Annotated in this window: 19 protein-coding genes; 7 read left to right on the forward strand and 12 right to left on the reverse strand. The window is 61.1% G+C overall.

What is annotated here, in order from left to right; all coding sequences use genetic code 11:
* Nucleotides 1–42 precede the first annotated feature (42 nt).
* Nucleotides 43–486, reverse strand: a complete 444-nt coding sequence (locus I2I01_RS21745) for an ABA4-like family protein (protein ID WP_196288632.1) — start codon at nt 484–486, stop codon at nt 43–45.
* 184 nt (nt 487–670) lie between these two features.
* Between I2I01_RS21745 and I2I01_RS21750 the strand changes: the two genes are divergently transcribed.
* Nucleotides 671–2,098 (forward strand): TlpA family protein disulfide reductase, encoded by a 1,428-nt coding sequence (locus I2I01_RS21750; RefSeq protein WP_196288633.1) that lies wholly within the window; start codon nt 671–673, stop codon nt 2,096–2,098.
* Nucleotides 2,099–2,197: 99 nt separating this feature from the next.
* Entirely contained in the window at nt 2,198–2,902 is a 705-nt protein-coding gene (locus I2I01_RS21755; protein ID WP_196288634.1) for a hypothetical protein, read from the forward strand.
* Nucleotides 2,903–3,025: 123 nt separating this feature from the next.
* Here I2I01_RS21755 and I2I01_RS21760 read toward each other — a convergent pair whose 3' ends face one another.
* The 3 genes from I2I01_RS21760 to I2I01_RS21770 all read right to left on the reverse strand — a co-directional run bounded on the left by I2I01_RS21760 (nt 3,026) and on the right by I2I01_RS21770 (nt 7,336).
* Nucleotides 3,026–3,907: a DUF481 domain-containing protein gene (locus I2I01_RS21760; protein ID WP_196288635.1), complete on the reverse strand. Its 882-nt coding sequence runs from the start codon at nt 3,905–3,907 to the stop codon at nt 3,026–3,028.
* Between the two features lie 214 nt (nt 3,908–4,121).
* Nucleotides 4,122–6,176, reverse strand: coding sequence for a dipeptidyl-peptidase 3 family protein (locus I2I01_RS21765; RefSeq protein ID WP_196288636.1), 2,055 nt, complete (start codon nt 6,174–6,176; stop codon nt 4,122–4,124).
* Nucleotides 6,177–6,232: 56 nt separating this feature from the next.
* Nucleotides 6,233–7,336: an AMP-binding protein gene (locus I2I01_RS21770; protein ID WP_196288637.1), complete on the reverse strand. Its 1,104-nt coding sequence runs from the start codon at nt 7,334–7,336 to the stop codon at nt 6,233–6,235.
* Nucleotides 7,337–7,503: 167 nt separating this feature from the next.
* Between I2I01_RS21770 and I2I01_RS21775 the strand changes: the two genes are divergently transcribed.
* Nucleotides 7,504–7,692 carry a hypothetical protein gene (locus I2I01_RS21775; protein WP_196288638.1) on the forward strand — a complete coding sequence of 63 codons (189 nt, stop codon included), beginning with the start codon at nt 7,504–7,506 and terminating at the stop codon, nt 7,690–7,692.
* A 233-nt stretch (nt 7,693–7,925) separates the two neighbouring features.
* On the opposite strand, the gene I2I01_RS21780 is transcribed toward I2I01_RS21775, so the two are convergent.
* The 5 genes from I2I01_RS21780 to I2I01_RS21800 form a co-directional block, all read right to left on the reverse strand.
* Nucleotides 7,926–10,172 carry an N-acetylmuramoyl-L-alanine amidase gene (locus tag I2I01_RS21780; RefSeq protein ID WP_196288639.1) on the reverse strand — a complete coding sequence of 749 codons (2,247 nt, stop codon included), beginning with the start codon at nt 10,170–10,172 and terminating at the stop codon, nt 7,926–7,928.
* Nucleotides 10,173–10,412: 240 nt separating this feature from the next.
* Nucleotides 10,413–11,237: a 1,4-dihydroxy-2-naphthoyl-CoA synthase gene (gene menB / locus I2I01_RS21785; protein WP_196288640.1), complete on the reverse strand. Its 825-nt coding sequence runs from the start codon at nt 11,235–11,237 to the stop codon at nt 10,413–10,415.
* Nucleotides 11,238–11,364: 127 nt separating this feature from the next.
* The gene (menD, locus tag I2I01_RS21790; RefSeq protein ID WP_196288641.1) at nt 11,365–13,146 is read right to left on the reverse strand and encodes a 2-succinyl-5-enolpyruvyl-6-hydroxy-3-cyclohexene-1-carboxylic-acid synthase; all 1,782 of its coding nucleotides are present in this window, start codon (nt 13,144–13,146) and stop codon (nt 11,365–11,367) included.
* A gap of 128 nt (nt 13,147–13,274) precedes the next feature.
* On the reverse strand, nt 13,275–14,516 hold the full coding sequence (locus I2I01_RS21795) for a chorismate-binding protein (protein ID WP_196288642.1): 1,242 nt from the start codon (nt 14,514–14,516) through the stop codon (nt 13,275–13,277).
* Nucleotides 14,517–14,951: a hotdog fold thioesterase gene (locus tag I2I01_RS21800; RefSeq protein WP_196288643.1), complete on the reverse strand. Its 435-nt coding sequence runs from the start codon at nt 14,949–14,951 to the stop codon at nt 14,517–14,519.
* A 183-nt stretch (nt 14,952–15,134) separates the two neighbouring features.
* Between I2I01_RS21800 and I2I01_RS21805 the strand changes: the two genes are divergently transcribed.
* From I2I01_RS21805 to I2I01_RS21820, 4 genes are all read left to right on the forward strand, one after another.
* Nucleotides 15,135–15,758, forward strand: coding sequence for a histidine phosphatase family protein (locus I2I01_RS21805; RefSeq protein WP_196288644.1), 624 nt, complete (start codon nt 15,135–15,137; stop codon nt 15,756–15,758).
* 186 nt (nt 15,759–15,944) lie between these two features.
* Nucleotides 15,945–17,678 (forward strand): pyruvate dehydrogenase complex dihydrolipoamide acetyltransferase, encoded by a 1,734-nt coding sequence (locus tag I2I01_RS21810; RefSeq protein WP_196288645.1) that lies wholly within the window; start codon nt 15,945–15,947, stop codon nt 17,676–17,678.
* 111 nt (nt 17,679–17,789) lie between these two features.
* Nucleotides 17,790–18,329 (forward strand): ATP-dependent protease subunit HslV, encoded by a 540-nt coding sequence (hslV, locus tag I2I01_RS21815; RefSeq protein ID WP_196288646.1) that lies wholly within the window; start codon nt 17,790–17,792, stop codon nt 18,327–18,329.
* Between the two features lie 173 nt (nt 18,330–18,502).
* Complete coding sequence (locus tag I2I01_RS21820; protein WP_196288647.1) at nt 18,503–19,474, forward strand: deoxyhypusine synthase family protein; 972 nt, start codon at nt 18,503–18,505, stop codon at nt 19,472–19,474.
* Between the two features lie 57 nt (nt 19,475–19,531).
* Here the strand turns inward: I2I01_RS21820 and I2I01_RS21825 are convergent, their stop codons facing one another.
* From I2I01_RS21825 to I2I01_RS21835, 3 genes are all read right to left on the reverse strand, one after another.
* Nucleotides 19,532–19,951 carry a hypothetical protein gene (locus tag I2I01_RS21825; protein ID WP_196288648.1) on the reverse strand — a complete coding sequence of 140 codons (420 nt, stop codon included), beginning with the start codon at nt 19,949–19,951 and terminating at the stop codon, nt 19,532–19,534.
* A 2-nt stretch (nt 19,952–19,953) separates the two neighbouring features.
* On the reverse strand, nt 19,954–20,838 hold the full coding sequence (locus tag I2I01_RS21830; RefSeq protein WP_196288649.1) for an endonuclease/exonuclease/phosphatase family protein: 885 nt from the start codon (nt 20,836–20,838) through the stop codon (nt 19,954–19,956).
* Between the two features lie 95 nt (nt 20,839–20,933).
* A complete protein-coding gene (locus I2I01_RS21835) occupies nt 20,934–22,241 on the reverse strand; it encodes a cystathionine gamma-synthase family protein (RefSeq protein ID WP_196288650.1) in 1,308 nt (435 codons plus the stop codon).
* Nucleotides 22,242–22,352 lie beyond the last annotated feature (111 nt).

Here is a 22,352-nt window from a genome sequence, read left to right on the forward strand (position 1 = left end):
TGCATGTGAGGCGGTCTGGAGTGTAATTGCTTTGAAAAACACCTAGATGGTGGCCATTACCGGCCGCGGGTACCATCGCCGCACCGCCGAGTACAGCAGGAACCCCAGCGGCCCGAGCAGGAAGGTGGCCACCAGGCAAGGCAGCAGCAATAGGTGCGGCACGCCGCGCCGCTGGGCATCGCGGCTTTCCCAGATGCCCACCGCCAGGTCGAAGCACAGGTAGTGCACCCAGCCGGCCGTCAGGGCCCACGGCTCTTTAAACAGTGCCGCCACCTGCGCCAGCGAGCTAAAGCCTGCGCCCGGCGCCGGGTGGGCCAGCGTCTGGTAGCCGATGACGGCCACGTAGGTAGCGGCCAGCAGCAGGGGCAGGGCTCCGCTCAGCACCACGGCGCGGGTGCCGCGCCAGCGTGGGGCCAGCACCAGCAGCAGCCAGCCCAGCGCGGCCACGTTGCTGGCAATTTTGAACAGGAGGTCGGGCGTGAGCATGGCGGGTAAAGTGAGATGACTGGTTCAAACTTACGGGCCGGTCTGCCCGGCCGCCAGGGCTACGGGGGCGAAGCGGCGAAACGGCGGGGCGAAGCGGGGAGCCGCGGCGGTGAAGCGAGGCAACCAATAGCCCGTCGGCCGAATCTACCTTTGACCAACCGACCTTTTGCTGCAATCTTCTGCTATGCTCCTTTCCCTACCCGCGCTGCTGCTGAGTGCCGCCCTGCGTGTGCCCGCTCCCATCCCACCCACCACAGCCACCCTTAGCGGCCACCTCGACCACGCCCCGGCCGGCGACACCGTGCGCCTTGCCTACGGCTCACACCAGGGAGGCCAACGATTGCGCGCCGTGCTCAGCCCCACCGGCGACTTCCGGGTGACGGTGCCCGACCTGAAGACGGGCACGCCGGTCGATTTTTATTACGCCCGCCAGCACGCCAGCCTCTACCTCCGCCCCGGCGACGACGTGCGGATGACCCTCGACTTCCCCAAGTTTGACGAAAGCCTGCAATTCAGCGGGGACGGCGCCGACGCCAACAATTACCTGGCCCGGTCGCTGTGGCGGTTTGAGTTTGGCCCGGGCAGCGCCGCCGCGCGCCCCCAGCCCACCACCACGGCCGCCCAAATGCGGCAGCAGGCCAACGATTTCCGCCAGGCGCGGCGCGATTTCCTGGCCAGCTATGCCAAAGCCCACCCGCTGCCGGCTGATTTTCAGCGCAGCGAACGGCTTGATATTGACCTGGGCTGGGCCATTTCCCTGCTCGAATATCCCGGCACCTACCGCTACCTCGCCAAGCAGGAACCGGTGCTGCCGACCACTTATTTCGACTTTCTGCAACAGCTGCCGCTCAAACAGTTCGACCAATACCTCGGCGAGCGGGGCGGCAAGGGCAACACGGCCGTCATGCGCTTTCTCACGTCCTACGCCAACCGGTTGAATCCCAGTGGTGTGCTAAGTGCCGACCCCGCCGAGGCGCCCCGCCACTACGCCCTGGCCCGGGCCGACTTTGGCGCCAACCCGGCCAGCATCGACCGGGCCATGTCGCAATTCTATCTTTGGAAGCTCGATTCCAACCTCGACGGCGTGGTGGCTGCTTACCCTACGTTCCGCGCCCACAACCGCGATTCAACAGCGGCCCGCACCTTGCGCACGCTCCTCGGTCGGCAACTGGCGGTGAGAGAGGCCCAGCCTGCCCCAGCCTTCACGCTGCTTGATAATACCGGCCGAAAAGTGTCGCTGCAAGACCTGCGCGGCAAACTGGTGTACCTCGATTTTTGGGGCACCTGGTGCGCTCCCTGCATGAAGGAAATGCCCGCCAGTATCGAATTAAAAAAGAAATTCGAAGGCCGCGACGTGGCTTTCGTGTTCATTTCGGTGGGCGACAAGGAAGAAAAATGGCAGAAAGTGCTGGCTGCTGAGCACCTCACCAGCCCCAACAGCGTGCACCTGCGCAGCCCCGCGGGCGACGATGTGGCCAGCCGCTACCAGGTGAGCGGCTACCCTACCTACTGGCTCATTGGGCGCGACGGCCGCATCATCACCCGCACGGCCCCGCGCCCCAGCGACGGCGACGCCACCGTGGCCGCCCTCAACGCGGCGCTGGCGAAGTAGGGGTTAAAGTATTGCACCTGCTCATCCGTCTGCCGGGGCAAGGCCTTGGCGCCAGCGTGGCTACAACCTCGCCGGGGCCGGGCCGTACTTCGGTTCGCTATGGGTTTGATGTTGCGTTTTGGGTTGTGGATGGGCTTGTGGCTGGTGCCGGCGCTAGGCCGGGCCCAGGTGGGCCTGGCGGTGCCGGCCGATACCGTGGGGCGCCGGCCCAATATTCCGCGCCTGGCCCGCAACCGTTTTGTGGTGCAGTACGACTCGCGCTACTCCGTCATCAACCACCACCTCACCACCATCAACGGCCTCAAGCTGGGCATTGAATTCAAAAGCCGCTTCCGGACCGGCGCGGCCATCTACTTTCTGAGCACCGGCGTGCCCACCCGCCAGTCCCGCCCCGACAATGCCGCCGAAGACGCCGACGCCGAGCTGCGCTTCCGCTACCTGGCCGCCTACGCCGGCTACGTGCTGCTCGAAACCACCCGCTGGGAGCTCAGCGCCAATCTGCAGCTGGGCATGGGCTCGGCCTACGTGCGCTACGAGAATGTGGAGGGCGACTTCGATAAAACACCACGCGACTTCATGGGCGTGGCCGAGCCGGCTGTGGCGGCCCAGTACCGGCTGTTTCGCTGGGGCGGCTTTGGCACGGGTGCGGGCTGGCGGCAGCCCTTCTTTGTGCCCAAATCGGTGCAAAAGGAGCTGAACGGCCCCGTGTTCTACCTGCGCGCCAACGTTTTTCTGGGCGAGCTCATCAAAGTGGTGAAAGACCGGGAGCCGCTCTTCACGCAAGCCAACATGCAGGCCGACTAACAGGTTAATCAAGGCACTTTTACCCAGGTCATGCAGAGCGCAGCGAAGCATCTCGCTTGGATTAAGTAATTAGTTGAAGCACGCGAGATGCTTCGCTGCGCTCTGCATGACAGTGCATTGCTACTACTTCCCCGTGCTGTAAGCAAACCCCACCGATAGCGTGGCATTGGCCGCGCTGCGGTTTTGCACCACCACGCTTTCGTAGGAGAACGTGTAGGCCACGTTCAGGGCCAGGTGCTGGTAGAGCTTGAGGGCCAATACGCTGGCGCTGTTGAGGCGGTAGTCGCCGCCGGGGTCGCGCAGGCTGGGCTGGTAGAACAGCAGCTCCGAAAAGCTGGCCACGCCCCGCGTCAGGCGCAGCTTGAGGCGCGTGGAGTTGCGCACCACGTAGCGCTGCAGCTCCGGCTCGGTGTTGTAGTCGGTGCGCTCATTGAGCAGAAAGGTGCTTAGGGCCACTTCGTTGGTTAGCGTGTCGGCGTAGAGCTGGTAGCCCACGCCGCCGCCCGCCACCACGCGCTGCGCGATGGCGCGCAGGTTGCTGGTTTCGAACTCGCCCAGGGCGTAAAATTTCCACTTGCCCAGGCGGTAGTCGGGCGTGCTGAGCAGCAGCAGCTCCCGCTCGCGCAGGGCGCCGTCCTGGCGGCCGTAGCTGTAGCTCAGCGCCGCCGGAAACTGCCAGTGCCCGCGCGAAAACCCGCCCGTGTGGCTGGTGCTGAAGTACACCCGCTCCACCGTGCCCGTGGTGTAGAGGCCGGTGAGGGCGGCCGTGTAGCGCACGCCGCGGCTGTTCACGTTGTAGGTTTCAAACTCGGCCGAAGGCAGCCCGGCGGGCGGCGGCGTGAGCCCGCCCACGCTACTCACCGCCGCCGTGTCGGCCGGCGCGGTGCTGGCTGAGTCGGCCGGGGTTTGGGCCCAGGCACTGACCCCGAAGATGCTCAGCAGCAGGGTCAGGACGGCTGGGCGCAGGGCGGAAAATTTAAAAAGGCAGAAGCGAAAGTGGTTCACTATGAAGCGGTAACGTGAGCGGACCTCGGGCCCGAAACAACAAGGCCGGTTGTTCTGTCTGAACAACCGGCCGGGACATATTCAATAATATCAAGAATGTCATGCTGAGCGCAGTCGAAGCATCTCTACCGCGCAACTAATCCAATCGGAGCAACGAAGCGGTAGAGATGCTTCGACTGCGCTCAGCATGACGGGCTAATCAGTCCCCAGCGCCCTAGTTATAATCCGGCAGCAGCGAGTACTTTTTGCCAAAGTCCAGCATCTGCTGCGCGAAGTTGGTGGGGTACTCAACCTTCACGTCCGTGATTTTGCTGCCGCTCATCACCGGCACAAGCTTGGGCTGAATAAAGCCCTGGTAGGGCGCGATGTTGAGCTTCTGGTAGCGGGCCAGCACTTCCTTGTGCAGCTCGGGGTCTACCTGCACGCCGTAGGTTTCGATGAGGTTTTTGCCGGCCGCGTAGTCGCCTTCGCTCGTGATGCGCTGCAGCTCGCGCAGCAGCTGGCCGAAGAGGCCGCGCAGCTTGGTGTAGTCGTTGATGTGCACATAGGTTTTGCCGTCGCGCTTCACCATTTCCACTACGTTGTCGGCCTTGCCTTTTTCCAGCACCCACTTCGAAATCATCTGGCGGTTGCGCATGTGGGCTTCTTCCACGGTTTCGCCCAGCTGCAGGCGGGTGAGCTGGGTAATAAGGCCGCCGCGCAGGTAGCTGTCGTACTCGGCCTTGGCCACATCGGGCGAGGGGGCCACGCCCAGCTCCTGCAGCTTCACGTCGGGCAGATAATACAGGGCCACGAGGTCGGCGCGGCCTTCTTCCAGGGCCGAGGCATAGCTTTTCAGCGTTTCCTTGGTGGTGCCCACACCGGGGTTTATCTGCCCCGAGGCGTGGCCGATAACCTCGTGCATGTCGGTGTGCAGCTTGCCGGCCAGCGCGCCGTACTGGCGCACGCGGGCCACTTCGGCGGGGTCGAATGCAAACTCGGTGAGGGCACCCGAGCTGGCGCTGGCCTGGTCGTAGGCTTCCACGATGTTGCCCAGGTTCACCGATTTCGAGCCGTATTCCTTGCGAATCCAGGTCGCGTTGGGCAGGTTGATGCCGATGGGCGTGCTCGGGGCCGCGTCGCCGGATTCCATCACCACCGTGATGACCTTGGCCGTAATGCCCACCACGTTCTTCTTCTTGTGCTGGTCCATGATGGGCGAATGGTCCTCGAACCACTGCGCCTGGTCGCCGATGGCCTTGATGCGCTTGGTGGCCTCTTCGTCGCGGAAGCTCACCACCGACTCGTAGGTGGCGCGGTAGCCCAGCGGGTCGCCGTACACCTCAATGAAGCCGTTCACCACGTCGATGGCCGACTTCGTGTCCTTCACCCAGGCAATGTTGTAGTCGTCCCAGGTTTTGAGGCTGCCGGTCTGGTAGAAGCTGATGAGCTTGGTCAGGGCCTCCTTTTGGGTGGGGTTTTCGGCCACGTCGGCGGCCTTCTGCAGCCAGTACACAATGCGCTTGATGGCCGGCGCGTACATGCCCTGTGCGCTCCAGGTGCGCTCCTCCAGCTGCCCGCTCTTATTCTTGATGAGCTTGGAGTTCAGGCCGTAGGATATGGGGCGTTGGTCTTTTTTATCAATTTTCTGGGCGTAGAACGCCTCAGCCTCGGCCTGCGTCACGCCTTCATAAAAGTTAGTAGCTGAAGTAGCCAGCAAGTCCTGTCCCGCTACCTGGTTCACCTTTTTCGGGGCCACGTTGGGGTCGAAAACGATGGGCGTGATAAAGGCCACGAACTTGTCCACGGTTTCGCCTTTTTCCAACGGCAGGGTCTTGGCGTCCACGCCCTTCACCAGCTTGGTGAAGTAGGCGGCCGAGCACTCGGGCACAAACTTGCGCGTGGAGTAGTGGTGGTGAATGCCGTTGGAAAACCACACCCGCTTGGCGTATACGTTCAGCTTTTCGGCCTCGGCAGCCTGGGCGCCCTTCAGGTTCTGCTGGTTGGCAGCCCAAATGGCTTCCAGGGTGCGGCGCACGCGCAGGTTGTGCTTGTAGTTCTGGTCGTACACGATGTCGCGCCCGCTCAGCGCGGCCTCCGACAGGTAATAGAGCATTTCCTTCTGCTTGGCGCTTAGCTGCGCGAAGCCCGGCACCTGGTAGCGCAGCATGCGCAAATCGGCAAACTGCTCGGTGGCTACTTGAAATTTGGCGGGGGTGGGAGTTTGGGCGTGCGCGGCCGGCCCGGCCAGCAGTGCCGCCAGCGCCAACGAATAAACGGTTCGCTTCATAAAGAACAGTGGGAGTGAAGCCGTAAAGCTACAAAAGGCACCCCAGCCCCGGCCCGCTACTCCAACCCGCGCAACGTGGCCGCCCGGTTCAGCTTGCCCGTGGCCGTGAGTTGGAACTCGGCCACGTAGCGCAGTTGCTTGGGCACCTCGTAGCGGCCCAGCCGCTCGGCCAGCAGGGTTTGCAGCTGCTTTTCCTGCTCGCGCGAAAGCGCTTTGCCTTCAATAAAGGCCGTCACGGCCTGGCCCAGGCGCTCGTCGGAGCGCCCGGCCACGAAGCAGCGGCGCGACTGCCCCATTTCAGCCAGGGCCACGTCCAGCACCAGCTCCACCTTCTCGGCCGGCACTTTCACGCCACCGGTATTTATCACAAAATCGGCCCGGCCCAGCCACTCAAACGTGTGGGCATCGAGCAAATTCACCTGGTCGTTGGTCACGATGAGCTGGTCGTCGGTCACGTCGCCGCGCAAGGTCAGGCAGCCCCGCTCGTCCTGCCCCGCCGCAATGCCCTTAAACACCCGGAAGCGTGCGCTGGCCTCGGGCCCATTAAGGCGGCGAAGGGCCACGTGCGAGCAGGTTTCGGTCATGCCGTAGGTGAGGTACACGGGCACACTCAGCGGCTGCAGCTCCTGCGTGAGCGAGGCGTCGGCGGGCGCGCCACCCACCAAAATTGCCTTCATGCGGTTGAGGCGCGGCGCCAGCCCGGCGGTCAGCACCGTCTTGAGCTGCAGGGGCACGAAGGCCGCGAAATCAAATTCCGCCTCGGGCGCCACGTAGTCGAACGGGTTAGCGTGCGGCTCCACGATGGTCAGGTGCATGTTACGCTCCAGCCCGCGCACCAGCATCATCAGCCCGCCGATGTACTCGCAGTTGAGGCACACCAGCGCGCGGTCGCCGGGGCCGAGGTCGAAGTAGTCGGCGGTGCGGTGAGCCGAGGCTTCGAGCTGCCGCCGCCGCAGCGTGATGGGCGTGGGCGTGCCCGTGCTGCCCGAGGTGGTGAGCCCAAATTCCTGCGTGCCCGTCAGCCATTGCCGCACAAAGTCCAGCACCTTGGCTTCGTAGCCGTTCACGGGCGCGTCGAGCTGCGCCGGGTATTGTTGGATGGCCGCGTAAGTGAATTCGCGGCCGTTGAGCAGGAGGGAGGTGGGCAGGGCAGTGGTCATGAGGCAAAGCTACGCGCCGCGCCACTCCAGCGTTCGGCTGGAAGTTGAAAGCAGGCGGGAAGGCCTTTTTTCGGCCAGCAAGACTGCCGCTACCCCACCAATCTAAATAGTTCTTGACTTTTAAGTGAGGAATCACTAAATTGGGTTTCTCACCAAAGCCTTTCGCCATGAACACTCAGCCGCAAGCTCGGCCTTCCGCCACATTGGCTTCTGGCAGCCAGTCCGCCGCGGGCACACCCGAAGAGCAACAAGCCCGCGCCCAAGCTAAACTGGCAAAAAAAGAGCGCAAGCACGCGCGTCTGCGCTTCTTTTTCGGTTGGTGCGAAGGCTGCCAGGCCTTCGGGTCGGCTTTCTAGCGACGGGCTGGATTTTTGGTTCCGTTTATTCAGTGGAGTAGAGACGCGTATTTGCGTCTCGTCGGCCGTGCCGTTTGGGCTTCGTGCGGATTTGTCCCACCATCGTTGTTCAACAACAAGACGCAAATACGCGTCTCTACCTCGTTTCAGCCAGCACCAAAATTCAGTAAGCAAAATGGCCCGGCCCGCACCATGCGAGCCGGGCCGTTGGCCTTTCCGGGAATGCTACTGCCTTACTGCACCAGCAAACGCAGGTATTGCACCCCGGTGCCAAGCTGCACCGTGACCACGTAGACGCCCGGCTGCAGCCCGGCCGGCAGCGCGTAGCCGCGCGGTTGGTCGGCCTCGAGCTGGGTGCGGGTGCTGGCCCCCACGGGCTGGCCCTGGGCGTTGCGCAGCGTAATTTCGGCCGGGCCGGTGTAGCCCGTGGCCGTGAGCCAGGCGCTGGCCCCCGCATCCACCGGGTTGGTGATGGTGAGCTGGGGGCGCTCCGTCTGGCTCAGGGAAGTATTGGCCGCCACGCCGCCGGTAGAGGCCATCAGCCAGCTGGTCGACTGCGTGGAAACGCGCAGCGTGTAGGCCGCGGTGCTGGTGTTGCCATTGTAGCCGTACACTTTCACGTAGTAAGTGGCGGCCGGGGCGCCGTTGTAAGTGATGGTTTCGGCCGTGGTGCTGGGCTGGGTGGAGGAGTAGAGCAGCGTGCCGCTGGCGTTGTACAACTCCATGTCGTAGTCGAGCGGCAGGTTGGTGAGCGTGACTTTGATGTTGTTATTGGTGCTGCTGCTCGTAAACTTGTACCAGTCCACGTCACCCGTAGGGCAGATGTAGGCCGTGTTGTTCACGTTCACGCCAATGGGCGCGCCGGCGCTAAGGGTTTCGTTGGCCTCGTAGCTGTCGGTGGGGCAGCCCGTGCCGCCGCCCACCGACGACCAGTTGGCCGCGAAGCCCGGGCGCGTGGTGGCGCAGTCGCTGCGCAGCTCCAAGTACATTTTGCCCGACGAGGCCGTGAGCGTGCCCGGGTTAGTGGTGCCCGAGTACTTGCCAATCAGCGGCGCCTGGTTGTTAGGCCCATTGAAGACCAGTAGGTGGTCGTAGCCGCTTTCCAGGTCGAAGCTGCTGAAGCTCAGGCTGACGCTGGTGGCACCAGTGGGCGCAATGAGTTGGCACTGGCGCACGTCGTCGGGGTAGTTGGCGCTGGGGCCACCCGCGTCGTACACCGTGCCCGAAGCCGCAGTGAGGCTCGTCACCGTGGGCGCGTTGTTGACGAGGGTGTAGAATTTCTCCCAGTTCCAGTTCACGCCGGGGTCGGTGTGCGTCTGGTTGGGGAAGTGCTGGTGGCCTTTGATTTTCACGCAGGCCCCCGTGCTGAATGTGCCCGTGGTGGCCGCCCCATAAAACGTGCGCAGCCCGCTGATGCCGTAGCCGCTGCCCGCAATGTCGCGCGCCAGCGCCGCCGAGCTGCTATACATGGCCGACGTGTACCACGAGGCATCGTCCACGTAGCCTTCGTGTTCGGTGCCGATGGTGTAGGGGTTTTCGGAGCCGATGTGCCAGGCCTTGTTGGCCTCGGTTACCATCTGGGTTATCTGCCCGTCGCTGGAGCGCACCACGTAGTGCGCCGACACCTGCGCCGAGCAGTTCTTAAACCACGAAATGCAGCCCGCATACGTGCCCTGCACCGTGTGAATGGCATAATGCGTGACAGCCGTGCCGTTGCGCGAGCTGTAGTTGCAGGTCGTCAGGTCGCTGATAGCCGGGCCGTAATCCGACGACGCCACCAGCGCATACGTCGAGCCCGCCGGATTAAAAGCCCGGCCCTGCGCCTGCACGTGGTCGGGCGCCACCTGGGCCATGCCCGAACTCAATACATCATAATTGGCCCCGAAAATGGCGCGCAAATCGAGGTGATAGTCCGGAAAATGGTAGCGCAGCTGGTTATCCGGTTGGTTCAAAAACGTGAGCACGCTGTAGAGGTGCGAGTCGAGGGCGAAGGTGCTTACTGCATCCTTGGCCAGCGGCAATTCGCTCAGCGCCAGCAATACCGAAAGGTGCTTCTCCGGCGCATCAGCCGGCAGCTTCCGTGCGGCGGCCAGCTGCGCATAGGCCGCCGCGTAAGCCAGAATATTGCTGGCCGGGTCGTTTTTAATGGCTTCTTCGCTCAGGCCTGAGAGCTTGGCCACCAGCCGCAGGTTTTCGCGGAAGTAGCCCTTGCCGTCGCCAAAAAGCCCCATTACACCCGAGGGCAGCGGCATGCCCATGCAACTGGTGGGGTCTTTGGGCGTGATGTGCCGGATGTGCGTTTGCGTGTAGGCCACCGCTTCCAGCACGCCGCGCGGCACCAGCGGGTAGCGCTTGTAGGCCTGAGCAAAATCGGCCGCGTAGGGCGTTTCCGCGCTGACAGCCTGCCTCGGCGCCATCTGGGCCCGAAGCGCGGGGGACAGGCACAGCAAGCCCCCCAGCAGGAGTAAAGTTTTTTTCATAAAAGCTCTGCCAAATGGATAGATTTAGGGAGAATTTGGCAGAAGCAAGGTAGGTGTTTTGAGTATTCGTTAATTATGATGCCATAATCTTGTTAAATTAATAAATTATATCTGGTTTCAGTGCAAATTCCTGCAAAATTTGGACAGGTCTGTTTTATGTCGGTTTTGCCTGGAAGTCACGCATAAAAAAAGCCCTGCCGCATGGGCAAGGCTTCTTTGCATTGGATAACACCCGATGCGCTACGGGAATTTCGGGTACTTCGAGAAGTCGGGCTGGCGCTTCTCCACGTAGGCGTTGCGGCCTTCTTTGGCCTCGTCGCTCAGGTAGTAGAGCAGCGTGGCGTTGCCGGCCAGCTCCTGAATGCCAGCTTGCCCATCAAGCTCCGCATTGAACGAAGATTTGAGCATGCGCAGCGCCAGCGGGCTTTTCTGCAGAATCTTGTGGCACCAGGCCACGGTGGTGGCTTCCAGCTGGTCGAGCGGCACTACTTTGTTCACGAGGCCCATTTCGCGGGCTTCCTGGGCGTCGTACTGGTCGCAGAGGTACCAGATTTCGCGGGCCTTCTTCTGGCCCACGATGCGCGCCAGGTACGAAGCTCCAAAACCGCCGTCGAACGAACCCACTTTCGGGCCGGTCTGGCCAAAGCGGGCGTTTTCGGCGGCCACCGTCAGGTCGCACACCACGTGCAGCACGTGGCCGCCGCCAATGGCCCAGCCCGCCACCATGGCAATGACCGGCTTAGGGATGGAGCGAATGATTTTCTGCAGTTCCAGCACGTTGAGGCGGGGCACGGTGTCCTCGCCCACGTAGCCGCCGTGGCCACGCACGCTCTGGTCGCCGCCCGAGCAGAAGGCCCGGCCGCCCTCGCCGGTGAGGATGATGACGCCGATGTCGGTGCGGTCCTGGCAGATGCGCATGGCATCAATCATTTCCTGTACCGTGAGCGGCGTGAAGGCGTTGTGCACCTGCGGCCGGTTGATGCTGATTTTGGCGATTCCGCCAAACTGCGAGAAGATGATTTCTTTGAACTCCTTAATCGGGGTCCACTGAATGGGTTCGGTCATGATGTAGTGGGGTTTGAACGAAGTAAAAACGTCATGCAGAGCGCAGCGAAGCATCTTTACCGCTTCGTTGACTGATTGAATTAGCAAAGAGGTAAAGATGCTTCGCTGCGCTCTGCATGACGTTCTGTTAGAGTTTTGAAAAAGCCTTTTTAACAGCCGTTCGGTATTCCTCAAAAAACGCCGCGTTGGTCTTCGAGTCGGTGAAGACTTCCAGAATCGCCGCGCCGGTTTCGGCTGCAAAGAAAACCGGCAGCGCGGCTTCAAGTTCAGCGAAAGACGAAACCGGGAAGTAGCGCAGGTTAAAATCCTTGGCCGTGTTCTCGGCCGTGAGCAGCTGGCGCGTTTCAAAAAACTCGTCCAGCTCCGGCTGCTGCCGCGGCCCGTCGATGAGGCGGAAGATGCCGCCGCCGTGGTTGTTGAACAGCACCACCCGCAGATTGGGCGTGGGGTAGTTGTGCCAGAAGGCGTTGCGGTCGTAGAAAAACGCTACGTCGCCGGTGAGTAGTACCACGGGCCGCCCTGGCTGGGCCAGGGCGGCGCCCACGGCCGTGGAGTTGCAGCCGTCGATGCCGCTGGTGCCGCGGTTGGCGAATACCTCGATTTCGCGGTCCTTGGGCACGCCCAATATGTTGGTATAGCGCACGGCCATGCTGTTGGCGAGGTGCAGGGCGGTATAAAAAGGCAACTCTGCCAATACCTGCCGGAAACCCGAAAATTCGTTGAAAGGCTGGGCTTTGGCAGTGAAGAATTTGTTCAGAAACTCGGCAGCCGCAGCGTCAGCTTGTTGCCAGGCAACGGTAAGTTCACTTGCACCCGAACCTGTATGGCCTTGTGCATCTGCGCTTCCGACGGGACTTGAACCTCCAGGGGTTGTGTTCTCACCAGTTTTCAAGGCCGCCAACTGATGGAAAAAACCAGCCGGCTCGACGCGAATGACGCGGGTGAGGGCGCGGAAGGTATCGGCCGCTTCGCCGTGCGCCAGAATGTGCCAATGCGCGGCCGGTGCGGCATCGCGCAGAAATAGCTTCAGGCTTTTGGAAATCAACGACTGCCCGTAGGTAATGAGCAAATCCGGCCGCAAGTCGGCGCGGGCTTCTTTCGACAGGCCGGCCAGAAACACGTCTTGCTGCCCAATCACCATGTCGCCCAGCGGCAAGAGATTGGAAATAGTGTCGCCCACCACCACGGCACCAACGGCCGTGGCAAATGCCGCCAGCGTGGCCTGCACTTCCGGATTAGCTGGGTGTTGGCCCGCTACCACCAGCACTTTTTTGGCCGTTTCTATCTCGCGCAGAAAAGCGGCTGCTTCGATGGCTGGCAGCACCGGCTCGGGCGTGGCTTCCAGCGTGATTTTTACGTCTTGGTCGTACTGGATTTCCTCGCCCGCCTTCGGATAAAAAGGCTCCCGCAGCGGCACGTTCACCTGCACCGGCCCGGCGGGCGCGGCCTGCGCCAGGTTGATGGCCTCGTTTACGAGGCGCGCCGCATGCCACTTGGCGTCGGCGTGCGAGGTATCGACCGGAAACTCGAACGCGCCTTTGGCGTGGGCACCGTAGAGATTGTGCTGCCGAATGGTTTGGCCGTCGAGCTGGTCTATCCATTCATTGGGCCGGTCGGCCGTGAAAACAACCAACGGAATGCGCTGGAAATAAGCCTCGGCCACAGCGGGTGCGTAGTTCAGCCCGGCGGTGCCGGAAGTGCACACCAGCGCCACCGCCCGGCGCTGCGCCTGCGCAATGCCCAGGCCAATGAAAGCGGCGGCCCGCTCATCCGGCACCACACGCACTTTCAAACCCGGGTGGCGGGCAAATGCCAGCGTGAGCGGCGCCGAGCGGGAGCCCGGCGACAACACCACATCAGTAATGCCGTGGCGGGCGCAGATTTCGGCGATGTTATGAACGGCCTGCATAGGCTGGTTTTATAGGTTTAAGGGTAAAGAAACCGGTCATGCTGAGCGCAGCCGAAGCATCTCGCGTGCAATAGTAAATGAATAGTAGTGCGGTAGAGATGCTTCGGCTGCGCTCAGCATGACGTTCTTTATGCTTCGTGCAGCACCGCGCTTACGGTTTGCATCTTCATCTGGGTTTCCTGCCACTCCCGCGCCGGGTCCGAGTCGATGGTGAGGCCGGTGCCGGCGTAGAGCACCGCCTCAGTGGCGCGCACCTGCAGGCAGCGCAGGTTCACGAAGAGGCGGGAGATGCCGGGCGCAGCCACATTCACCGGGCCCAGGAAGCCGCTGTAGTAGGCGCGGTCGTAGCCCTCGTGCTGCTGCAAAAAGGCCAGCGCCGGGATTTTAGGCATGCCGCCCACGGCCGACGTCGGGTGCAGCAGCCGCAGCATGTCGGTGCCCAGCGAGGCGGGGTTGGGCACGTGCCGCAGGTCCACCTCAAAGTCGGTGCGCAGGTGCAGCAGTTGCCCGGCGGCCACGGTGCGTGGTCCGGTTTCTTGGTAATCGCGCAGTCGCAACTGCTTGAAACAGCTCACGATGTAGCGGGCCACCAGCGCCTGTTCCTCAATCTCCTTCTGCCGCCAGATGGCGTCCTGCGGCAGCAGGCCCGGTTTGAGCGGCTGCGTGCCCGCCAGCGCCATGGTGTGAAACTGCCCATCGGCCGTCACTTCGGCCAGTACCTCCGGCGAGGCGCCCAGCCAGGTGCCTACGCCCGGCGCGCTCACCAACGACACAAACGCCCGGGGGTACTTCTCGCTCAGCTCCGCGAAAGCCGCCAGCGGGTCGAACCCCGGTGGCAAGGGCCGTCGCGCCGCCCGCGACGACACCACCTTCACCACCGACTTCCCGGCAATGGCGGCCACGCCCGCCCGCACCAGCGCCGTGTACTCGGCCTCGGTGGCGCTGTGGGGCACAGGTTGCGTGCTGTGGTGCCAAGCCAGCTCGGCCAGCGGCGGCAGCGCCAGCCAGGCCGTGAGGCCGGGCACCAGCTCGCGGGCCGCCGGGGTCACGGCCACGATTTCGGGCTGGGCCAAGTCGTAGCGCACGTCGGCCGGCAGGAATAGGGCCGGGTTGTGGTCGGAGTCGCGGAAGGGGAAGAAAGCGAAGCCAGCGGGCGCCTGCTCGTCGAGGGCCGGCGGCAGGCCTGTGTAGCTGGCCTCGAGCGAGCGGGCCACCAGCAGGCGCGGGTGCTCCTGGCCGGGCTCGCGCCAGATGGCCAGCGGCCGGCCGGTGCGCAGCGCGCCCGCTGCCAGGTGCCGCAGCCGGGCCGGGGCATCGAGCGCGGCGGCCGCAGCCGGCCAGGGCAGGTGCCGAAGTTGCGAGCCTGTCATCTAAACAGCTTTGGGGCCGGTGGCCGGCAGGTCAATCACGGCCATGGTAATGCGACTGATACACACCAGTGCGCCGCTTTCCTCGTGCGTGATGCGGATTTCCCACACCTGCGTGCTGCGGCCGATGTGCACCGGTGTGGCCCGCCCGCGCACCCAGCCGTCGCGTACCCCTTTGATGTGGTTGGCGTTGATTTCCAGCCCCACGCAGGCCTGTTTGCTGCGGTCGACGCGCAGGGCAGCGGCAATGCTGCCCAGGGTTTCGGCCAGGGCCACCGAGGCGCCGCCGTGCAGCAGGCCCATGGGCTGGTGGGTGCGGCCGTCCACCGGCATCCGGCCTTCGAGGTAGTCGGCGTGCACGTCCGTGATTTCCATGCCGAGGGCATCGGCCAGGGTGGGGCGGGAGGCAGTCCAGCGCCGTACTTCTTCCAGGGTCATGCTCAGTTGTTAGTTGCTCGTTGTCAGTTGTTAGGAATGGCCGCTGGTTGCTGGAGTATTCGTTGCTGACCGACAGTAGGCCAGAGCCACTGCCGACAACTAACAACAAGCAACTAACAACTCTTCCACATCCCCGTACTTTGAGGGAATGTTGACCGATTGTTACGCAAAACTACACGCAACGTGAGGCCCCGAACCATTTTCCTGCTCCGCCACGGCCAGACCGATTTCAATGTGCGCGGCATCGTGCAGGGCAGCGGCGTCGATTCGAGCCTGAACGAGACCGGCCAGCGCCAGGCCGCCCAGTTTTTTGCCGCTTACGGCCACGTGCCTTTCGATAAGGTCTACACGTCCACCCTGCGACGCACCCACGAGTCGGTGCAGCAGTTCCTCGAACTGGGCCTGCCCCACGAAGCCCACGCCGGCCTCAACGAAATCAGCTGGGGCGTGCGCGAGGGCACGCGCATCACCATGGAAGAGGACGCCGAATACCGCCAGGTGCTGGCCAACTGGCTGGCCGGCAACACCCACGCCCGCCTCACCGGGGGCGAAAGCCCCGAGGAAGTGGCCGCCCGCCAACGCCCCTTCATCGAGTTGCTTAAGTCCCGTGAAAATGAGCAAACCGTGCTGGTCTGCATGCACGGCCGGGCCATGCGCGTGATGCTTTGCCAACTCCTCAACTACCCACTGAGCTGCATGGAGGGCTTTGAGCACAGCAACTTATGCCTATATAAGCTGGAATACACCGGGTCGATGTTCACGATTAAGAACTTTCTGGACGTATCGCACTTGCAGGCAACCAAATAATTGCCTCTCATCCTGAGCGCAGCGAAGGACCTTACCACGTTGGAAATTCTGACGTGTAAGGTCCTTCGCTGCGCTCAGGATGACAGATTCTAACCAACGCTGCTTATATTCTCCCGGCAATAACATTGCCCCCGCCAACTTTTCCGGCTAATTTTGGCCTTCTCAACCCTAGCGCTTCTATATCCGATGGCCGAAATCATAAAAATGCCCAAAATGAGCGACACGATGACCGAAGGTGTCATCGCGGCCTGGCTCAAAAAAGTGGGTGATAAAGTTAAATCCGGGGACATCCTGGCCGAAGTCGAGACCGACAAAGCCACCATGGAGCTGGAAAACTACGAAGATGGTACCCTGCTCTACATCGGCCCCAAAGAGAAGGACGCCGTTCCGGTTGACGGTATTCTGGCCATCGTAGGCAAAGAAGGCGAAGACATTTCCGGCCTGTTGAACGGCCAGAGCGGCGGTGCCGCTCCGGCCGCAGCACCCGCCCCGGCTGCTCCCGCTGCCGAAGCGCCTAAAGCTGCACCCGCACCTGCTCCGGCTCCCGCGCCGGCCCCTGCTGCAGCTCCGGCTGCCCCTAATGGCAAGAAAGCCACCGTGGTGCGCATGCCCAAAATGAGCGACACGATGACCGAAGGCACCATTGCCTCCTGGCTGAAAAACGTGGGCGATAAGGTGAAATCGGGCGATATTCTGGCCGAAGTCGAAACCGACAAGGCTACGATGGAGCTGGAAAACTACGAAGACGGCACTCTGCTCTACACCGGCCCCAAAGCCGGCGAAGCCGTAGCTGTAGACGGCATTCTCGCCATCATCGGCGAAGAAGGTGCCGACATTCAGGCTCTGCTCGGCGGTGGCCAGAGCAGCGGTGCTCCCCAGGCTGTCGTTCAGGATTCACGAACCGAAAACGCTGAGCGTCCGGCCGAAATGCAGGCCGAGGAAAAAGCCATCAGCCAAGCTGCCCCCGCCGCTCCGGCCAATAACGGCCGCATCCTGGCCTCGCCGCTGGCCAAGAGCATCGCCAAAGAAAAAGGCATCAACCTCTCCCAAATAGTGGGCAGTGGCGACAACGGCCGCATCGTGCAGCGCGACGTAGAGAACTTCCAGCCCGGTGCCGCCGCTCCGGCCGCTGCTTCCGCGCCGCAAGCTGCTCCCGCGGCTGCGCCCGCCCCGGCTGCGCCACAAGCCGCTGCTCCGGCTCCGGCCCCCGCGCCGGCTGCCAGCGCTCCGGCTTCGACCGACACCTACACCGACACGCCCGTGTCGCAGATGCGCAAGGTGATTGCCAAGCGCCTGTCCGAGAGCCTGTTTACGGCTCCGCATTTCTATCTCACGATGGAAATCAACATGGACAAGGCCATGGAAGCCCGCGTGAAGCTCAACGAGCTGTCGCCGGTGAAACTGAGCTTCAACGACCTGGTGATTAAGTCGGCGGCCATTGCCCTGCGCTCGCACCCGGCCGTGAACTCCTCGTGGCTGGGCGACCGGATTCGTCAAAACAAGGTTATTAACATCGGCGTAGCCGTGGCCGTGGACGAAGGTCTGCTGGTGCCGGTTATCCGCAATGCCGATGGCAAGGGCCTGGCTACCATCGCTACCGAGGTGAAGGAACTGGCTGGCAAAGCCAAGAGCAAGAAGCTGCAGCCGGCCGAGTGGGAGGGCAGCACCTTCACCATCTCGAACCTGGGCATGTTCGGCATCGACGAATTCACCGCCATCATTAACCCGCCGGATGCCTGCATCCTGGCCGTGGGCGGCATCAAGCAAACTGCCATTGTGAAAGACGGCGCGCTGGCCATCGGCAACATCATGAAGGTGACGCTGAGCTGCGACCACCGCGTGGTGGATGGCGCCACCGGCGCGGCCTTCCTGCAAACGCTGAAAAGCCTGCTGGAAGACCCCATGCGCTTGATGATTTGATTTTTTAGTTGTCAGTTGCTAGTTGTCAGTTGTCAGGTCATCGTAAGCTGGCCCGGCAACTGACTTCTGCTTTTACTAACAACTGACAATAAGCAACTGACAACAAATGCAATGACCAGAATCCGCTCTACTACCGTCCTCGGCATCCGGCACAACGGCGAAATTGCCGTGGGCGCCGACGGCCAGGCTACCATGGACAAGCACGTGGCTAAAAACAACGTGCGCAAAATCCGTAAGCTCGGCGAGGGCAAGGTTGTGACCGGCTTTGCCGGTTCCACGGCCGATGCCTTCATGCTACTCGACCGCTTCGAGGAGAAGCTGACCAGCTACGGCGGCAACCTCAAGCGCGCCGCCATCGAGCTGGCCAAGGACTGGCGCAAAGACCAGTACCTGCGCAAGCTGGAAGCCATGATGGTGGTAGCCGATAAGGACGAACTGCTCATCATCAGCGGCACCGGCGATGTGCTGGAACCCGACTCCGACGTGGCTGCCATCGGCTCCGGCGCTATGTATGCGCAGGCTGCTGCGCTAGCCCTCAAAAAGCACGCGCCCCACCTCTCGGCCCGGCAAATGGTGGAAGAAGGCCTGCACATCGCAGCCGATATCTGCATCTACACCAATCATAATTTAATGATTGAGTCGCCGGCATAAGTGAGCTGTAAGAGCAACCACAACGTCATGCCGAGCGTAGCCGAGGCATCTCGCGTGCGCAGCGTAATCCAATCGGTTCACGGATTTTGATTACCACCACAAGCGAGATGCCTCGGCTGCGCTCGGCATGACGTTCAACTGAACCCAAATAGAAAACAACCCCCCATTTCTCCATGCAAGTAACCAACTTCCTCCGCCACCACTTTCGCCACTTCAACGCCGCTGCCCTCATCGACGCGGCCGATGGCTACAACAAGCACCTGGCCGATGGCGGCAAGATGATGATAACCCTGGCCGGTGCCATGAGCACCGCCGAACTGGGTATTCAGCTGGCCGAACTTATTCGGCAGGATAAGGTGCAGATTATCAGCTGCACCGGCGCCAACCTCGAAGAAGATATCTTCAACCTCGTGGCCCACGACTTCTACGAGCGGGTGCCGCACTACCGCGACCTCACCGCCGCCGACGAGCACGAGCTGCTGAAGCGCCACATGAACCGCGTGACCGATACCTGCATCCCCGAGGAGGAAGCCATGCGCCGCATCGAGCACACCGTGCTCAAGCACTGGGAAAAAGCCGACCAAGCCGGCGAGTCGTATTTCCCGCACGAATTCTTCTACCAGATTTTGAAGTCGGGCGACCTGGAGCAGTACTACCAGATTGACCCCAAACACTCCTGGATGCTGGCTGCGGCCGAGAAAAACCTGCCCATCATCTGCCCCGGTTGGGAAGACTCTACGCTCGGCAACATCTACGCCGGCCACGTGATTTCGGGCGACATCAAGAACGTGCACACCATGAAGACGGGCATCCAGTACATGATGTATCTGGCCGACTGGTACACCAACACCGCCACCGAGGAAAGCAAGGTAGGCTTCTTCCAGATTGGCGGCGGCATTGCCGGCGACTTCCCCATCTGCGTGGTGCCCATGCTGCACCAGGACCTGCAGCGCCACGACGTGCCGCTGTGGGGCTATTTCTGCCAGATTTCGGACTCCACCACCAGCTACGGCAGCTACTCCGGCGCTGTGCCCAACGAGAAAATCACCTGGGGCAAGCTGGGCGAGAAAACGCCGAAATTCATCATCGAGTCGGACGCTACCATCGTGGCGCCGTTGGTGTTCGCCATTGTGCTGGGGCAGTAGTTTTCTGGCTTATGCACATGAATAAAAAATGCCGCTAAGTATTAGCGGCATTTTTTATTATTCTAAATCCTCCCGATAGTCATGCATTATGTTACCCATATTGAGCAGATAGTCGAGGATATTTTTTGTGGAATTATCGGCTAACGTTTTTGCCAAAAGCTTTTCGAATTCGGCGGCATTTGAAGCGGTTCCGACTTCTGGTGAAGTCGTATTATAATGTACTCGTAATGTCACAGGATACTCCTCGCCAACTTTTTGTTCGAAAGAGATAAGACGGTAGTTATAACCGCGAATCTTGTGATTAAGAATGTATAGAGCAACAGTTATTTTATCGTCGCCATCGGAATAGGCGGTAGTCACTCGCCCCTCTAGAGATGAATCGTAAGTACTAAGTAACTCGGCCTGTTTCTCAAGCAATTTAAGAGGGCCATTATGCGAAGTGCCAGATTTAGAGGGCCAAAAACTTTGTGGCTGCATGATTAGTAGGTAAGAGTGAATGTGATTGGTAAATGGTCAGAATAGCCAGGTTTAAGGCGTTTGCCATCATATAGCTTATGGCTGACAGAGGAGTTATTGGTTATGACTTCTAGTGAAGGTAGCACAAACCGGGGAATGGCTTCAGGACTAACCAACACCCCATCGAGGCAATTCCAATATGTGTCAGTATCGTTTTGTGGACTGCGGTAGTACGTGCCGGGAGGACGTGAGGTAGCCGAATTCGGAATAAAATCCCCAAAAAGCGTCCAGCATGGATTATAGAAATAACGTCTGGTAATTCCCCTATAGCCAATTGTGTTTCGCCGATGAGCAATGTGGCTGCTGGAAATTGTTCTGAATCCACGTTTGCTATCCGTCATTCCCATCTCATAAGGATGCATATTAAAATCTCCAAAGATGATAGTCTGATTTATGTTTTGCAGTCCCTCTTGTATCTGGATGTATCGTCTGCATTTTTCAGCGAAATTCGCCTGCGTATTGGCATCTCGTCCTTGCCATTTGCTGGGTAGATGTACACCAGCCAATAATATATGCATATCGCCTACATCCAATCGCGCGATAATTAAATTATCAGCTGTTGGGTCAGGATTGGCCGGGTCGGGTATTATGGCTAGCTGAGCGTTTATTGGGATGTTTTGGTCGTTCACTACAATAAGCTCAGGCATAGCAGCAAAGAACGTTAATCCTGCGTTGCTGTGAGAAACGAACGGTAACCCAATCTTCGAAGCTATTGCTGCAGTGTCAGCAGGACATTCAGCTAAAAGTAAAATATCAATGCGGTTGTTTTTTACTATTTCTTGTAACGGCAAAATGCATTTATCGCGCCCTTTTGTGTTCCAGAATAGTAGATTGCGTTCTATGGGCATAGTGAATTGCGTCTAAGCACAGATTATTCAAGCCAATGTACTGACTTCATAGTCCGTCAGTACATTGAAGTCACTGATAGAGATGGGAGTCAAACCTAAGCTAGCTCCAACTCCCGCGCCTGCGCCATGCCCACGGCCGCAAACGCCTGCTCCAGGTCCAGCATTAAATCCTGCGGGTCTTCCACGCCGATGCTGAGGCGTATCATTTGGGCGGTGATGCCCATTTCGGCCTGTTCGGGCACCGAAATGTCGGAGTGCGTCATGGTGGCGGGATGCTCGGCCAGGCTTTCGGTGCCGCCGAGGCTCACGGCCAGTTTGATGAGGCGCAGGGCGTTGAGGAAGCGGAAGGCTTCCGCCTCGCCGCCCTTGATGTCGAACGAAATCATGGAGCCGGGCGAGAGGCAGTGGCGGCGGTAGATGTCTTGCTGGGCGGGGCAATGCTCGAGGTGGGTGAGGTAGTAAGTGCGAGCCACCAGCGGGTGCTGGCGCAGCCAGTCGGCAATGGTTTGGGCCGACTGGGCGGCGCGCTCCATGCGCAGCTTCAGGGTTTCGAGCGAGCGCATGAGCATCCAGCCGGTGTTGGGGTCGCACATGGTGCCCATGAAGGTGCGCATGGCTTTGATTTCCTTCATGAGCGCCTTATTGGCCAGGGCCGCGCCGGCAATGAGGTCGGAGTGGCCGCCCAGAAACTTGGTGGCAGAATACAACACCACATCGGCCCCATGCTTGAGCGGGTGCTGAAAAACTGGGCCCAGGAAAGTGTTGTCGACCACTAGGCGAATGGGGTGCTCGGGGGTGCCGTGCTGGCGGGCCAGCGCGGCGCAGGCTTCCAGGTCGACGAGGTGGTTGGTGGGGTTAGCGGGCGTTTCCACGAAAATCATGGCCAGGCGGCCCTGCTCGATGCCAGCCACCTGGGCCGTGAGCTCCTCCGGGGTGGCGGTGGGGCGGAAGCCCACGGCGGTGATGCCGAACTTGGGCAGCACGTTTTTCAGGAAGAAATCGGAACCACCATACACAGGTTCGGAGTGCAACACCACATCACCGGGCTTGAGCAGGGCCAGCAGCGTGGTGCTGATGGCCGCCATGCCGCTGGCAAAGCTGGCCGCGTCCTCAGCGCCGTCCCAGAGCGTGAGGCGGTGTTCCAGAATTTCGAGGCTGGGGTTGTTGAGGCGGGAGTAGATGAGGCCCATTTCCTCGTCGGGGTTGGCCTGGCGCAGGCCGTAAGCCAGCTCAAAATAGGCCTTGCCTTGCTCGGCGCTGCTGAAGACGAAGGTAGACGTTTGGAAAATGGGCGGCTTGATGGCGCCCTCGCTCCAGGCGGGGATATAGCCATAGCTCATCATCAAACTTTCGGGGCGCAAGGTTTGGCCGCCGATGTGGGCGTGGTCGTGTAGGGTGGGCATGAAATGGGGATTGGGTGGGAGAGGAGATTGATGGGGCGAAGGTAGGATTTTGTTTCGAAGGGGCACAAAAAAGCCCCGCCGCGGGGGAGCGACGGGGCGTTATGGCCCTTT

The sequence above is a fragment of the Hymenobacter properus genome, assembly GCF_015694735.1.
In the GTDB taxonomy this organism is placed as follows: domain Bacteria; phylum Bacteroidota; class Bacteroidia; order Cytophagales; family Hymenobacteraceae; genus Hymenobacter; species Hymenobacter properus.